General features: G+C 66.1%; 5 protein-coding genes and 1 pseudogene. 3 read left to right on the forward strand and 3 right to left on the reverse strand.

Annotated elements, in window-relative coordinates; all coding sequences use genetic code 11:
• Positions 1-121 precede the first annotated feature (121 nt).
• The gene (ltrA, locus tag J7I97_RS19155; protein WP_251049657.1) at positions 122-1,510 is read right to left on the reverse strand and encodes a group II intron reverse transcriptase/maturase; all 1,389 of its coding nucleotides are present in this window, start codon (positions 1,508-1,510) and stop codon (positions 122-124) included.
• Between the two features lie 661 nt (positions 1,511-2,171).
• Here ltrA and J7I97_RS19160 point away from each other — a divergent pair.
• Positions 2,172-2,420: pseudogene (locus tag J7I97_RS19160) on the forward strand (tyrosine-type recombinase/integrase); the annotation flags it as partial.
• A gap of 527 nt (positions 2,421-2,947) precedes the next feature.
• On the opposite strand, the gene J7I97_RS19165 reads toward J7I97_RS19160, so the two are convergent.
• A complete protein-coding gene (locus J7I97_RS19165) occupies positions 2,948-9,826 on the reverse strand; it encodes a polymorphic toxin-type HINT domain-containing protein (protein ID WP_214936468.1) in 6,879 nt (2,292 codons plus the stop codon).
• Positions 9,827-10,194: 368 nt separating this feature from the next.
• On the opposite strand from J7I97_RS19165, the gene J7I97_RS19170 reads away from it, so the two are divergent.
• A complete protein-coding gene (locus tag J7I97_RS19170; protein ID WP_214936471.1) occupies positions 10,195-13,473 on the forward strand; it encodes a VCBS repeat-containing protein in 3,279 nt (1,092 codons plus the stop codon).
• Between the two features lie 179 nt (positions 13,474-13,652).
• On the opposite strand, the gene J7I97_RS19175 is transcribed toward J7I97_RS19170, so the two are convergent.
• Entirely contained in the window at positions 13,653-13,856 is a 204-nt protein-coding gene (locus tag J7I97_RS19175) for a hypothetical protein (protein WP_214936473.1), read from the reverse strand.
• A 340-nt stretch (positions 13,857-14,196) separates the two neighbouring features.
• Between J7I97_RS19175 and J7I97_RS19180 the strand changes: the two genes are divergently transcribed.
• Complete coding sequence (locus J7I97_RS19180) at positions 14,197-14,637, forward strand: NUDIX hydrolase (RefSeq protein ID WP_214936475.1); 441 nt, start codon at positions 14,197-14,199, stop codon at positions 14,635-14,637.
• Positions 14,638-14,655 lie beyond the last annotated feature (18 nt).

Consider the following 14,655-nt stretch of genomic DNA (forward strand, 5'->3'; position numbering starts at 1 on the left):
ATCCGCTTGGTGAGTCGGCCCGGGGCGCGGTGGCGGGATTGCTCTCGCTCCGTTTCCCCGGACCGCTCTCCGAACCCGCCGTGCCGATCTCTCGGCAACGGGCTCTCCACGGTTTCTGCCGTCAGGCGGGGTTCGCAGGTGGCCATGGGGCTGGGATCTTGTTGCCTCGGTAGGTGTAGCGGGAGACCGTCACACCCTCGATCCGGAAGTACTCGATCCCGTCGGCCGCGATCCTCCACCGCCCGGAGGCGGCGAGGTGTCGGCGGACCTGTCCCCAGTTCCAGCCATGGCGCGCCCGCAGCATGTGGACCAGCCTCCACCAGGTGAAGTCGTCCAGTTTGCTGAAGGTGTGTTTGGCCACGGCGTACTTGAAGTAGTTGGCCCATCCGCGCATGATCTGACCGAGCCTGGTCAGAACCGACGCGAAGTCCTGCTGCGATGTCTTGTGCGTCAGGGCACGGATCTTCACCTTCAGCGACCGGACGGGCCGGACCGCGATGAAGGTGTAGACGTACCACTTGTTCGTCCCCCTCTTGCGCTTCCACCGGATGCGAAAGCCGAGGAAGTCGAACCCGTCGCCCAGGTGGACCACTTGGGTCTTGGCCGGTGACAGCCTCAACCCGAGCGGAGCCAGAGCGACGGCGACATCTTCGCGCAGCGCTTCGACATGCTCACGCGAACCGTGCACCAAGACGACGAAGTCGTCCGCGTAGCGGACCAGCCGCCACGTCGGCCGCCTCTTGGTGTGCCGGTAGTCGCGCTTGCCGCGGGTCGACATCGCCCCGCCCGGCTTCCACGGCTCCATTACGTGCTCGTCGAGCACGCTCAAGGCGATGTTGGCCAGCAGCGGGGACAAGATGCCGCCCTGCGGCGTGCCGGTCATGGTGTCCTGATGCTCACCGAGTTCCGTGAGGATCCCGGCCTTCAGGAACGCCTTGACCAGCACCAGGACACGTTTGTCCTTCACCCGCAGACGCACCCGGTCCATCAGGGCCGCGTGGTCGATCGAGTCGAAGCACGCCTCGATGTCCGCATCCAGCACCCAGCGGTAGCCGCGGGAGGCGAAGTGGTGGATCTCGGCGATCGCGTCCTGGGCACGCCGCTTGGGCCGGAAGCCGTACGAGCACGGCAGGAAGTCCGCCTCGAAGATCGGTTCCAGCACCAGCTTCAGCGCCGCCTGGACGACCCGGTCCGCAACGGTCGGAATCCCGAGCTTGCGGACCTTGCCCGCCCCGCCCGGTTTCGGGATCTTACGCTCCCGCACCGGCAGTGGGCGGAACGAGCCGTCCTTGAGACCGGCCCGCAGGTCGTCCAGAAACCCGGGCACGCCCACCTGCTCCGCGACGTCGGCGACCGTCAGGCCGTCCACGCCAGCAGTGCGCGCACCCTGGTTTCCCGCGACCCGGTCGAACGCCACGATCAGCGTCGCCGGGTCACACACGAAGTTGAACAAGTCATCGAACCGGCGGCCGGGACCGGCCACCGCCCAACGGTGAAGCTTGGCCTGCATCTCCGATACCCCAGACCACGACCCCGCAGGGACCCGGTCCGGGGCACCGCCATTCGGCGGCGCGTCTTTCGGCATTGCAGCATCCTTCCCTTCTCGAAACCGCTGCCGCCCTTCCCCATGTTCCGGGCTTTCCCCGGCTCGGAGTACTACGGCGGCTCCGCCCCGTCCCGGACCGATCGACGGTCGACGCGCCCAGCCCCACCGGCCCCGCCGGCAGCGCGGAAAGCAGGGCGAGACCCGGGACGGTTCCCGTGTTCACTGTGGTTCGCTCAACGAAGTAGGAGCCCGACTATGCCCCTGCGGCATCGCTGCGAGTACGCCGCAGACCTTCCTCGCAGCCTCCCTGGCAGCTCACGCCCACCGCCTCGGAAGTTCCCCGCCAACACGTCAACGGGTACGCGCCGCTTCCAGCCCAGATCCACCAGATTCGAGCTGGCGTCGCATAAAGGGGGTGTCACACGCCGGTTCCTCGCGTACTCCTCTCCGTCCCGCTCGCCGAACCCGAACCATCTGGCAGTACTGGCCCGTCCCGGCTTTGTCAGGGCTGCTCCTACCCTCCCCGGCGTCACCCGGATCAGGCTGCCCTCAGCTTCACCGCCCTGCTGCGACAGGATCAGCGGCGAAGGTCTCTCACCTCCACTCGAACCACAGCGCCTCACGGCGCACTCACGATCTCCGCCACTCGACCGCAACGCTCCTCCTGGAGCAGGGCGTCGAACTCGTCGTGATCAAGGAACTCCTCGGGCACGCCCACATCGGCGTCACGGCCACGGTCTACGCCCACGTCCGCCTGCGCCTCCAGCGCGACGCAATCGACCTCCTCGGCCACGCCCTCCGCAACCCTGCCGAGGCCGGCGGTCAACCCGACGACAGCGACGACCCAGCGCCTTGGGCAGCACCCGTCCGCTGACGTTGCCGTCAACTACTGCCGTCACAGCACGCCGAAGCCCCGCCAGGCATCACCTGACGGGGCTTCAGTTTTGATGGGATAATTAAGGCTGTCCCGCTCGACGGCCCTGCCCCCAAAAGAGCAAGTCAGAGTCGAGGCATCCTCAATCTAGCGAATGCACGTCATAGTGCACCCATCAACGTCCCAAATACAGCATAGGATCCACGAGGCGGAATCTAGGAGACACGACGACCCTAAGCTCACACCTGAAGCCAGGAGTACCTACTTCCACAACAATCCCGCGCTCTCCACCTCGCGAGTACAGGAGAATGCGATCCACCTGTTCGCGATAGATTTCGATATCGCATTCACCCATCGACTCTCTAGTAACCCGTACAGACCTGGCGCCGATATCGAAGCTCAGTGTCACTGACCCGGCAGCTCCGACCGGAACTTCGACACGCCACACATCAGGGTCATACTCCGCAGGCTCAGGGGCCGAGCCGAGCACCTCAATGAAATCCAGGTCATCTGGAACCTCCATGACGTCACTTGCCATAGCCTCTACCTCCAACCGGGATCATCGTAGTGAGCCTTACTCCACTATCAGTCACTTCGAAGTTAGAGCGAATCAGGAGAGAGCCGCGAGGTCCATAAAGAAGTGACTCTGTTCGCATGTTCGTGAGTCCGGACTTCGGATTCACATAGGTCTCCACAACCCCACTCCTCGCCGCTTCATTGAAGTGCTCGGTCAGAACTTCGCGCCCTGCAGCGTTGTCGCGGATTCCGATCGACTCCAGCTGATATGCATTCTGGGCCGACCTTTCCGCGTTGTGCGGATTGGAGTTGACGCGCCCGAAGAAATAATCCCACTTACCGCCATCAATGGTCACGCCACAGCTGTTGTGAACGAGAATCGGCGTGTTGCCCGCGAGTACATAGTACGTGTGGAGGTCGTCGACTGTGAGGTTGTAGGTGGGGGCGTGCTGTGTGTAGGGCTTGTTGGCTGTGACGCTGACGGTGATGCCGTCGTTGGTTAGGAGAGTGAAGCCGGGCGTGAGGTTCTGTGCTTCGACCCAGGCGTTGGCGGAGGGGGACCAGAAGGGGTGATTTTGAGTTGCTGTGAGCTTTTTAATTCCCATGGGTGTCTCGATGGAGAGATCGGTGAGGTGCTTTTCTCCTTCCGACCTAATGAGGTCGGTTACTTGGCGGGCTTCTGTCTTCCCTGTCTCTGGATCGGTGGCGAGGACTTCTTCTCCGACTGTGATGTCTTCGATTTTTTTAGTCGTGCCATCGGCCATGAGAACTTGGGTGCCTGCGAGGAAGCAATTGCCCCCCTTCCCCACGCCGCCCTTACCGCCCGCGCCTCGGATTCCTACGGCACCCCTGCTGATGCCGCCGCCCTCGAACGGGCCGTTTACTTCGACGGTCGACGTCATGTTGGCCCATATGAACTGTGCGGGGTTACATCCGCGGTCGCGCATCTGTTCGCATGCATCCAAAAGGGCACCGATTTTTATATACCAGTCGATCTTGGGGTCGTTGGGTGCACCTCCGTAATCTGCAATTTCATTTCTGTAGATCGAGCTGAATTTGTATGCGAATTCTTGGGTGTTTTCTTTAGGGTAGACAAAAACGTTGCCGCTGGGGGATGTGACGGTTGGTGGTCCAGAGTGGGTGTTGCCGCCGCTGCTGCTGCCGCTGTTGCTCTGCTGATGGTGGCTTCTAGAGACCTCGCCGCCGGGATCGTTTTCGCCGCCTCGGTCTGTTACTTGATCGGTGTTGTCGAAGGTGATACGGCCCCCCGGGGCGCACTTGTAGAGGCTTCCGCATTCTTCGTTGCGTTCGCCGGTGGGGTCGCTGTCTGTGATGGGGTTGTTATTGGCGTAGTTGTAGCCGTTGAGGGATTGCGGTTGGTCGAGGCTCAGCAGCGGGTCGACGCTGATGAACTGGCCGATTTTGGTGTCGTAGTCGCGGGCTCCGATGTGGGTGAGGCCGGTGGTCTTGTCGATGTCTCCGCCGACGAAGCCCTTCTGGCTGGGCCAGGCTGCGGGGGGTGTGCCGCGTTCGGCGCCGTAGGGGAGTTGCTTGCGGCGGTTGAAGGTGAGGGTGGTGGCGGCGATGGAAAGTGTGTTGGTGCCGTGGTGATCCGCGGTGAGGAAGCGGAGGCGGCCGTCGGTGCTGGTCCGCATCCCGGTGCCGCCGGGCACGCTGTAGTAGCGGGTTCCCGAGACGGTGCCCACGGTCTTGTCGAGGACGAGTTCCTGGCCGCCCGGGAGGTACAGGGTGGTCGCGGCCGGTTCCCGCTTGAGGATCCGGGTGCCAGCTGTGTCGTACAGGAATGAGGTGGTGGCGCCACCCGTGGTGGAGGAGGTGAGTTTGCCCTCGTCGTTCCAGGTCATCGTCTGGGGACTGGCCGGGACCGCGGGGGTCCTGGTCGTCATGTTGCCGGTGGCGTCATAGGCGTAGGTGTCGGTGCCGGTGGTTCCACCGGTTGCGGTGATGCTGCGGACGGCATGGGCCTGGGCCGCGCCGGTGGTTGTGGGGTAGGTGTGGGTCCGGGTGGTGTCGGCGGTGACGGGGCCGGCTTTGTGCTGGGTTTCGGTGGCGCGCTGGCCGGTGTCGGTGAAGGTCCAGCTGGTCCAGTACGGGTCGACGGTGCCCAGGTTCGGGGTGCCGGAGCCGCCTACGGGTTTGGTGGTGCAGTCGTCACCTGAGGTCCAGGCGTCAGTGAGGCGGGCGGCCCAGTCGTAGGCGAAGCACTGGTCGTCCTTGATGGTGAAGTCGTCCTGCTCGTCAAGGACGCGGGTGATGTTGCCCGCGGGGTCGTAGGTGTACTTGGCTGAGGAGAGGTTGCCCGGTCCGCTGGCATCGCGGTCGACGTCGGCCCTGATGACGCGGCGGGTGACCGGGTCGCGGCTCAGGCTCTGGACGACATTCGAGCCGAGGTTGCCAAGCTGGGCCTGTGCCAGCTCGCCGAACTCGGTGTAGCTCGCGCCGCGCAGGTAGGCCTGGTTCAGGTTGCTGCCGACGATGGCGAGCTGGTCTTGCGCGCCGTAGTGGTTGGTGACGGTTTCGGCGGGCAGGGCTGTGGTGGCGTTGGTGTTGGTGGTGCTGTAGGCGGAGGTCTCCGGAAGGCTGTTGGTGGGGGTGAGGGTGCCGGTGATGGAGTAGGTGCCGGCGAGTTTCTCCTCACCCGCGACGAGGGGGACGGTGAACTGACTGCCGGCCGGTGTCCCTGCGGCGTTGTAGCCGGTGATCGTGCTGGTGTAGGCGGCGGTGCCGTCGTAGCGGGTGGAGGTCGCGGGCAGGCCCTTACCGCCGGGGGCGGTGTCGTAGGTCCATTCGGCGAGCTTGGTGCCGGTGACCGTGCCCTTGCGCAGGCTGGCCGGGCGGCCGAGCTCGTCGTAGGTGGTGGCCAGGGTGATGCCGCGGGCGTCGGTGACGCTCTGAGGCCTGCCGTCGGCGCCGTAGGCGGTGGTACTGCGGCCCTTGTCGGGGTCGGTGGCCGAGGTCTGGCGGCCACGCAGGTCGTAGGTGTACGTCCAGGAGTTCCGGCCGGAAGTGTCGGTGATCTTCGACAGCTTCCCGGCAGGGTCGTAGGCGTAGGTGTGCTTCTCGTACTGGCTCGGCGCTGCCCCGATGACGGGGGTGCGGTCCTTGTAGTCACGGCGTTCGGTGACACGGCCGCGTGCGTCGGAGACCACCAAGGTGGCGGTGGCGCCCTGCGGCGGTACGACGGCCTGCCAGTCGGGACCGTATGTGGTGGTGCTGCGCCACTTCTCGTTGTTGAGGGTGAGCAGGATGGAGGCGGTTGCGCGGTCGCGCGCGTCGTACTCGATTGCCGTGGCGCTGGGGATCTGGTTGTCGGCGACGACGAGCATCGTCGTGCCGACCGTCGAGCCGTTGTAGTAGGGAGCGTTGGTCCGGCTGACGCGGCCGTGGTCGTCGTAGAAGGTGTCGGTGATGGTACGTCCGACCACGCCGATGGCGTCGCTCTGCGTCTGGCGCTCGCGCAGCAGGGAGTCGTAGAGCGTTACCGAGGTACCCCAAAGGCCGTCCTCGTAGAGCTTCTTCGTGGTGACGGTCGAGGGGGCGCTCTGGGAGATGTTGTAGGTGAAGGTGGCGTTGGGCTGCTGGCTGGTGGTGCGGCCGGCGGTCCAGCCCTTGGTGAGGCGGCCGAGAGCGTCGTACTCGGAGGTGAGTGTGCGGTTGTTCGCCTCGGTGGTGGCCAGGGAGAGGCCGCGGAGGCCGTCGTAGGTGCTGGTGGTGGTGTGTCCCTTGGCGTTGGTGACGGTGATGCTGGTCGGCTGCGCGACAGTGGCCGGGCTGTAGGCGGTGCTGGTGGTCTGCCCGTCCTGGCCGGTAGCGGTGGTCACGCGGCCGTACGCGTCGTGGGTGGTCTGGCCGGCTGTTTCCCAGACGAACGCGTTGTCCGCTCCGAGCTTGGCGGCTTGCTCGGACTTGGTGAGGTGGGCCTGGCCGGGCTTGGGCGCCACGCCGACGGCCTGGCCGTCGTAGGACATGCGGCCCGCGCCGGTCACCGAGCTGTTGGGCAGGGCGAACTGGCACGTCGTGTTGGAGGTGCTGCTGATCTGGCGGGGATAGGCGATCAGCCAGTTCGCCGTGTCGGGCGTGACGTACTCGTTGATCGTGCAGCTGGCCTCGGTGGTTCCGGCCCCGTCAGTGCCAACGGTTAGTGGCAGGCCGTACGTCTTGTCGTAGGTCCGCCTCGTCGTCGCGTTGCGCCAGGTGCCGTCACCCAGGAGCGTGCTGCTGACGGTGGTGGCGGTGCCGGAGAGGCGGGCGGCCTTAGGCTCGAGAATGGGAGCCGCGTCACCCGGCTTGTCCGGGTCGGTCATGCCGGTGACCGCCTGGGTGGCGCTGGTCTCCGATTCCCACGGCGTGTTCGTGGTCTTCTCGGCGAGGGTGCCGGCCACGGAGGTGTAGATGCGGGTCTCGGCGATCCTGCCGCTGAAGTCGCTGCGGTCGGCTACGCCGTTGATGGCGGCTACGGTGCGCTCGGTGCCGTTGGCGAGTTTGTCGCCGGCCATGCCGGTGTAGTAGTCGGTCTCGGTCCTGGTCCGGTTGGTGATGCCGGTCTGGGTCCGCACGGTGCGGTAGCCGCGGAAGTCGCTCCAGGTGCGGTGCTTGTCCAGGGTGAATTCGCTCTGGTCACGTCGCCAGTTCGGCGTGCCGGGGTAGAGGTAGACGGTGGTCCTGGAGGGGGAGCCGGTGCCGGCGGTGGTGTCGGTGTCCTGGACCTTGGTGACGAGGTATTTGTGGAAGTAGTCCTTGACCTCGTCCACGGCGCCGTCTCTGGTCCACCAGGACGGGTAGCAGCGTTTGGTGTTGGTGTCGTCGGCAGTGGGAAGGTTCGTCGGGGTGCACTCCTGGGCGCTGTAGGTGACGAGGGTGTCGGCGCCGGTCTCGCTGGTGATCTTGGTGATGCGGGGTTTGTTGATCGGCGGCCGGCCCTCGGCGGAGTCGACCCGGTTGGCCATCGGGGTACCGGTGAACACTGTCTTGGGCAGGGTGATGTCCGCGAGGGCGCCGGCCTTGCCGGTGTGCTGGACGGAGTCCAGCCAGAGCGCGGGCGTACTCGTGTCGCCGGTGGGCGGGTACGAGGTGCTGAGCGTCCAGGTATCGACGGGGCTGAGCGCGGTGCCGGCGAGCGCTTGGGTGTCGATCGACGTCAGGCGCTTGGTCGACCAGAACGTGGGCGAGGCTTGGAGACACTGCTCACCGGACGTGCAGAGCAGATGGACGGGGACGTCGGGCCAGTCGGCGCCGTGGTCCTTGTCGAATGTGCAGGTCGTCGCGGTGCAGCGGTTGGCGACGGTGAAGTCGACCTGGGCCGGGGGCGGCGTCTGGGAGTACACCTCGCCGGCGCGCAAACCGTAGGCGATCTTCTTCAGGATCCCGTCGCGGGTATATGCGACGGAGGCGTCGATCTTGCCGTTCTTCGCGTAGTAGTTGCTGTACTTGTTGTAGTACAGCGCCATCGCGTTGCCGTGGGGGTCGACGGCGTAGTCGAGGTTCCAGCGCCATCCCTGCATCTCGCTGGAGGAGGCGAAGTCGGCCTCGTGTCCCGGTTCACCGGTGTGGTTGCCGAAGACGGGGACGACGTTGACGGAGTTCGTTACCTCCTTGCCAGTGGTCCAGCCCGGGAGGCGGTTCTTGCCGAACCAGTACTGGCTTCCGTCGGTGGTGGTGAGGCGCCAGTACTCGGAGTCCGCGTCACCGGAATTGTTTCCTGCGGAGTCGTAGATCCGCTCGACGCGGGAGCCGTCGTCGCTGGACAGCTTCCAGACGGCCTTGTCGGCGTCCCAGAGCAGGTCGGTGCTCGAGCCTTTCAGCGACAGGGTCGCGTTCTCCGACTTCCAGCACAGGTCGCCGACCTTCTCGGTGTTGTTGCCGCCCTGCTTGTCGTTCTCGCACGGGACGTACTTGCGCTCGATGAAGCCGGGGTTGTAATCCCAGCCCTCACCAACCCAGGACGCCTGGTTGTTGGTGGAACCAGTACGGCCGTCGATGGAGGAGGAGTTGTACGACAGCCCGATCTTGGGAATGAACGCGCCGGGCACCGGGGGCACGGAGACGGGCATGCTCCAGCCGAAGCCGCCCGAGTTCCCGCCGGCGGACCAGGATCCGCTGGGCGCGAGCGAGGTGGCCTTGAAGGAACCTTCCGAGCTGCTGGTGCCTGGAGCCGTCGCGAGGACGGTCATGCCTCCGGCCGGAGCGGCGAGCCAGGACTGCGCGGAAGACACCGCCTTCGGGGCGGGTGCGGAGGTGTCCGCCGGGGGCAGAGCCACCTCGGCGGTCAGCGTGCCCGTCTTTGCATTGTTCCGCGTAGGCAGCGGGGTGCCCTTGAGGCACTCCGGCTTCGACGGCGTGGTCAGCGCACATGCGGGCAGTGCGATGAGTTGCAGGGAGGAGGCCCAGTTCGCGCCGTAGCCGCCCTTGATCTTGGAGTAGTCGACTTCGACCTGGGCGGTGCCGGCTGCGGTCGAGCCGTCGGAGCGCTGGACGGACAGCAGCAGGCCTTCGATGCCGGCCTGCTGGGTGGCCTTGCGGTCGGCGACGGTGACCTTCACCCGCCCGGGAGCAGTCAGATCCCGTGCCGGGGCCAGGGATTTGGCACTGGGTGAAGGTGCGGCCTTTGTGGTCTGCGTGACGCGGACAGGCAGGGAGCCGGCCTGGGACTGGGTGAACATATTCGCCTTCGCCAGCGGCGAAGGAGCGGGCAAGGTGACCTCGGCCGTCCCCGGCGTAGGCCAGGCGACGGGCGTCGGCTTCCACTCGGGTGCAGGCGTAAGGGTCTTCCTCTTGCCCGGTTTGAGGTCCGCGCCCTTGACCGACTTGGCCTTCTGGACCTCGCGCAGCTTGAACTTCTCCGGCCCGGCCCAGGCTGGCGCGGTCAGCATCGAAACGGTCAGTGCGGTTGATATCGCACCGACGATTCCGGTCCGGAGCAGTCGCTTTCTCTGAAAGCGATCACCTCCGGACAATTCGGACATCAGGCCCGTTCTGTTGGACACAGCAAACCCCCCACGGGAATAAGAGACAGATAAAACCGCAGCCAACACGTTGCGGAGCATCCTCCGCAAGACCCTTCTTCGACACACTTTGACCTGCGAAAACGCACCCATGCGCCTTAAAGTGGATCATTCCGGATGCCGTGATTTCACCAACCCGTGACGTTGCATCAGGTCGCCCTATGCCAATGCGAATGGTGTCGCTTACCCTGCGGTGACCCTTTGCCGTGAAGTTCTCAGAAAGACCAGAAGCTTCCATGAATCAGCGAAGAGCCGGCGCAGGTCTGACCCGCCCGCTGGCCATACTTCTCGCGCTCGCGTTCCCCCTGACCGCGATCAGTACCCTCTCAACGCCCGGAATCGCATCGGCCGCCGACGCTCCGGCAACAGGGAGCACAGACACTGCAGTTCCGCTCGCCGCGTCCGAGATCCAGGCCTTCGGCCTCGCGCGGAAGGCGGGCAAGAAGGTCGAGATCATCGACCGGCGTACTGAGTACTCCGAAACCTACGCCAACCCCGACGGCAGCATCACTCAGCGGCAGTTCACCCTGCCCGTCTGGACACGCCAGGACTCCACCTGGCGCAGGACCGACCCAACCGTCACCCGCCACGCCGACGGCACCCTGGGGCCCACTGCCGCGTTCGGCATCACCTTCTCCGGCGGCGGCGACAGCCCGCTGGTGACGATGGTCCGCGACGGAAAGAAGCTGGCGCTGACCTGGCCGGGCAGGCTTCCGGAGCCGGTGGTGGGAGGGAACACCGCGCTCTACAAGTCCGTCCTTCCTGGCGTCGACCTGAAGCTGATCGCCGAGGTCAACGGCTTCGCCGAACACCTCGTCATCAACACCCCCGAAGCCGCCGCCAACCCGGCGCTGAAATCCATCAAACTCGGCGTCACCGCCGATGGCGTCACTCTTGACGACGACGCCGCGGACAGACTGCTGGCCAAGGACGCTGCTGGCCGTACCGTCTTCAGCGCGCCTACGCCAAAGATGTGGGAGCAGCCCGCCAGCACCGAGGCAGCAGAGCCTGTCGCGAAGTCCGGCATGACGGCCATGAGCTTGTCGGCTGCGGACGCGGAAGCAACGGAGCCGCGGCAGGCGCCCGTCGCGGCAGACGTCACCGGCAGCACCCTGACGCTGACCCCGGATCCGGGACTGCTGGCCTCGGCCACACAGTTCCCGTTGGTCATCGACCCGATCTTCACCGGCGGTTATAGGGAGAAGTGGGCGGTCGTATATTCGGCAACCCCGGACGCCGACTACCCCAACGGCTCGGGCTGGAAGTCCGACACCCCGGCCGACGAGCCGCGCGTGGGCTACAACGGCAGCGGTGACACCCAGTCGTTCTTCGCGATGAACACCAGCGGGCTGGAGGGCGCCACCATCCTGGACGCCACGTTCGCCGTCGAAGAGACCCACTCCTGGGGCTGCGACGCTGCCGCGGCCGGCCCCACCGAACTGTGGACCTCCCAGGACATCTCCACCACGCCGACGTGGCGCACTCGCGGCAACTACTGGTACAAGAAGCTTGCCCAAGGCAATTTCGCCCACGGCAACCCTAACTTCTGCCCCGGCGTTGAAGGCTACGACTTCAAGTCGGACGCACTGACCGGCTACGTCCAGGATGCCGCGAACCTTGGCGTCGACCCGCTCGTGTTCGGCCTGCGCGTCCCCGACTCCTACCTCGGCAACAGGAACAGCTTCAAGCGGTTCCGCAACAACCCAGTACTCGAAGTCCACTACAACTTCAAGCCCGAGGTGATCGCCAACGCGGCATACGAAGGCACCTGGGCGCCCGGTGGTGACGGCAATAAAGCAGTGGCCTGCGGTGGTGTCATCGGCAACAGCGGCCTCGCCCTGACCGCAACCCTGCGCGACAAGGACGGCGGCGCCGTCGTCCCCGAATTCGTCGTCACCACCAGCAGCGGCACAGCCGTACCCGTAGCGAACACGACCACCGTGGCCAGCGGCGGCACCGCGACAGCAACCGTCCTCGCCCAGAACCTCACCAACGGCACCTACAAGTGGAAGGTCCGCGCCAAGGACGGCGAAGGCCCCGACAGCCCCTTCACCGCCGACTGCGGATTCACCGTAGACAAGGTAGGGCCCACAAACCCGGTCACCGTCACAAGGGATGACGGCACCGCGCTGACGACCACGCAGGCCCGCACCAAGCTCCGCATCAAGGCCAAGAACACGGCGGGTGACCTGGCCGGGTTCTGCTGGTCCATGGACCGCCCGATCTCGATCGACGGCAGCCGCTGTTCCGACGACACGTGGGTACCCGTCGCCGCCGGCGCAACCGAGACCGTGCTGGAGGTCGTGCCCACCGGCTCGCCCGAGAGCCGGCTGCACGTCCTCGCCTACGACCTGGCCGGTAACCACTCCCCAGTCGACGGCAACGTCGACACCACCGTCCTGAAGACCTCCAAGGCCTCGTTCGTCTACCCGAACGGACAGACGCCCCTGATCAAGACGGCTTCGCAGGACCTGCCCGGTGACCTCAACGGCGACGGCTACAGCGACATGCTAGCCACCGGCGACGACGGCAAGCTCGGCTTCCTCGCCGGAGACGGCACCGGCAAGGTCAAGCCCTGGCAGCAGGTCGGAACAGGCGGCTGGAGCGGCGCTCTCCTCGCGCACGGCGGAGACTTCGCAGACTTGAACAGCCCCACCGCGAAACCAGACGGCTACGAGGACATCCTGGCCCGCCTGAGCAACAACAGGCTCTACCTCTACCCCGGCAACGGACAGGGCGCTGTCTGGTACTGGACCCGCCGAGAACTCGCCCCGCCCTCCGACCTCGGCAGCGGCGACGGCAACGGCTGGGGACGCCTCCGGCAGATCATCCTGCCCGGCGACATGGACCAGCGCACCGACAGCGGCTTCGCCAATGGCAGCGACATGGTCGCACTCGAGTGCATCGATACCGCATGCACCGACGCCCGCCTGCGTCTATACCCGGGCCACACCACTGAGGGCGGCGGAGCCGACCAGTCCGATCCCTTCGAGCTCCAGAAGGAATCCGACCTCAACGTCATCGGCAGCGGGGGCTGGAAGAACTACACCATCCTTGCCATCGGTGACCAGAACAGCGACGGCGTCAAGGACGTCCTGGCCCGCAACAAGGCCGACGGGAACCTCTACCTCTACCCAGGCCGCTTCATCAACGGCATCTACCAGCTTGAGGGCCAGACCAGGGCCGTGTACGGCGCAGGTGGCTGGGACAACCGGCCCCTGATGGCCGGCACAGGCAACGCCCAGGGCACCGTGGTCAACAAGAGCGTGGACGACGGCGTCACCGTCATCCCCTACAAGGAGTTCCAGCCCAAGACCGGCGACAACCTCGGCGATTTCTGGGCCACCACCCCGGCCGACCCCAACTACTCCGTCCGCTACGACGACGGCACCGGCACCACCGCAACCACCACCTGCTCCACCGGCTGCCTCCTCTTCTACCCCGGCGGCGCCACCACCCACCGCCAACCCCTGAAGATCGCCGAATGGACCCGGTACATCACCGGACTCTTCTAACCAGCCAACAACGCCCTGACCGAGCGCGGCTCTCTCCAGACACCGGGGCCCGCGCTCGACCATGGGATGAACAGCCCAAACTGCTGCGCTCAGCGCGATTGTCGTCCGCGCGGACGATGGCCAACAATGCGGGGTGCCGGTCGCCCGCACCCGTGGAAACGCCCCCGGCGGATCGCGCATCATGGCGTCGACATGTCGGGGCAACACGTCGCAGCCACCAGCGGTGCGGCCACCCTGATGCCGGTGGCGATCGGGTAGTCGGCGGCCAACGCGATGTCGTAGCGCAGGAACTCGGCCTTGGCGGTGAGGTAGCCGATGGCGGTGTGGGTTCCTCGCGGCGGGAGCCGCGTAGCCGGGCGGCGCGGGCCGGCCCGACGCGGCATTCGAGTCGCTGAAGGCGGCCTGCAGCCTGGCGCCCCAGCATGTTCGGGAGCACCGTGACGCGCGACGACGTAGAGAGGATTCGCCGCATGAAGCGTGCAGACGCCGTGTCGTTGACCGCGTTCACACAGTGGGCCGGCGCCGTCTGACAGGAAGGGATACACGGTGTAGTACTTGCACCGGGCCGCAGACCCAAGCGGTGAGGAGCGCGTAGCGACCCACAACCACCACACCGACTGTCCGGCCCGGCCTGGCCGGGCCCGGGGACGGTGGGCCGCCCGCCGAGCGCCATGACCTCGAAAAACTTACCCCGCCCCGGCCTTGCCGCCGTAGCCTGCCTTGATGCGAACTCCACGGCAGGCAGCACGGATTGTCATCCTCTCGCCCAGCGGTTCAGTGTTTCTCTTCCGGGAGAACAACGTCGAGGTCGGGATCCACTGGTTGCCGCCCGGTGGTGGGATCGATCCCGGGGAGACGCCTGAGGAGTGTGTGCGGCGCGAGTTGCGTGAGGAGACCGGGTGGACCGACCTCGTGCCGCAGCGGCTGCTCTGTACGTGGGAGCACGACTTCACCCACCAGGGCATCCCGGTGCGCCAGCACGAGCACATCTACGTCACCCGCGGTCCAGTGCGCGAGCCGGTCCCGGAGTCGCCGGATGCCCACTGGCGCTGGCTCTCCCAGGACGCCCTCGTCTCGCTCGGTGAGCCGCTGTGGCCGCCGCGGCTGGCGGAGCTGCTGGGCAGGCCTCCGGCGGAGCCGGTGCATTTGGGGCTGCTGGCGTGAGCTGAGGCGGTGGCGGTG

Origin of the sequence: Streptomyces sp. ISL-87 (genome assembly GCF_018614095.1) — a bacterium.
GTDB lineage: Bacteria > Actinomycetota > Actinomycetes > Streptomycetales > Streptomycetaceae > Streptomyces.

Bases quoted from the DNA above. Each gene is read 5' to 3' on its own strand.
- J7I97_RS19175 (WP_214936473.1), bottom strand. From the start codon at position 13,856: ATGCCGCGTCGGGCCGGCCCGCGCCGCCCGGCTACGCGGCTCCCGCCG.
- J7I97_RS19165 (WP_214936468.1), bottom strand. From the start codon at position 9,826: ATGCTGACCGCGCCAGCCTGGGCCGGGCCGGAGAAGTTCAAGCTGCGC.
- ltrA (WP_251049657.1), bottom strand. From the start codon at position 1,510: ATGCAGGCCAAGCTTCACCGTTGGGCGGTGGCCGGTCCCGGCCGCCGG.
- J7I97_RS19180 (WP_214936475.1), top strand. From the start codon at position 14,197: ATGCGAACTCCACGGCAGGCAGCACGGATTGTCATCCTCTCGCCCAGC.
- J7I97_RS19170 (WP_214936471.1), top strand. From the start codon at position 10,195: ATGAATCAGCGAAGAGCCGGCGCAGGTCTGACCCGCCCGCTGGCCATA.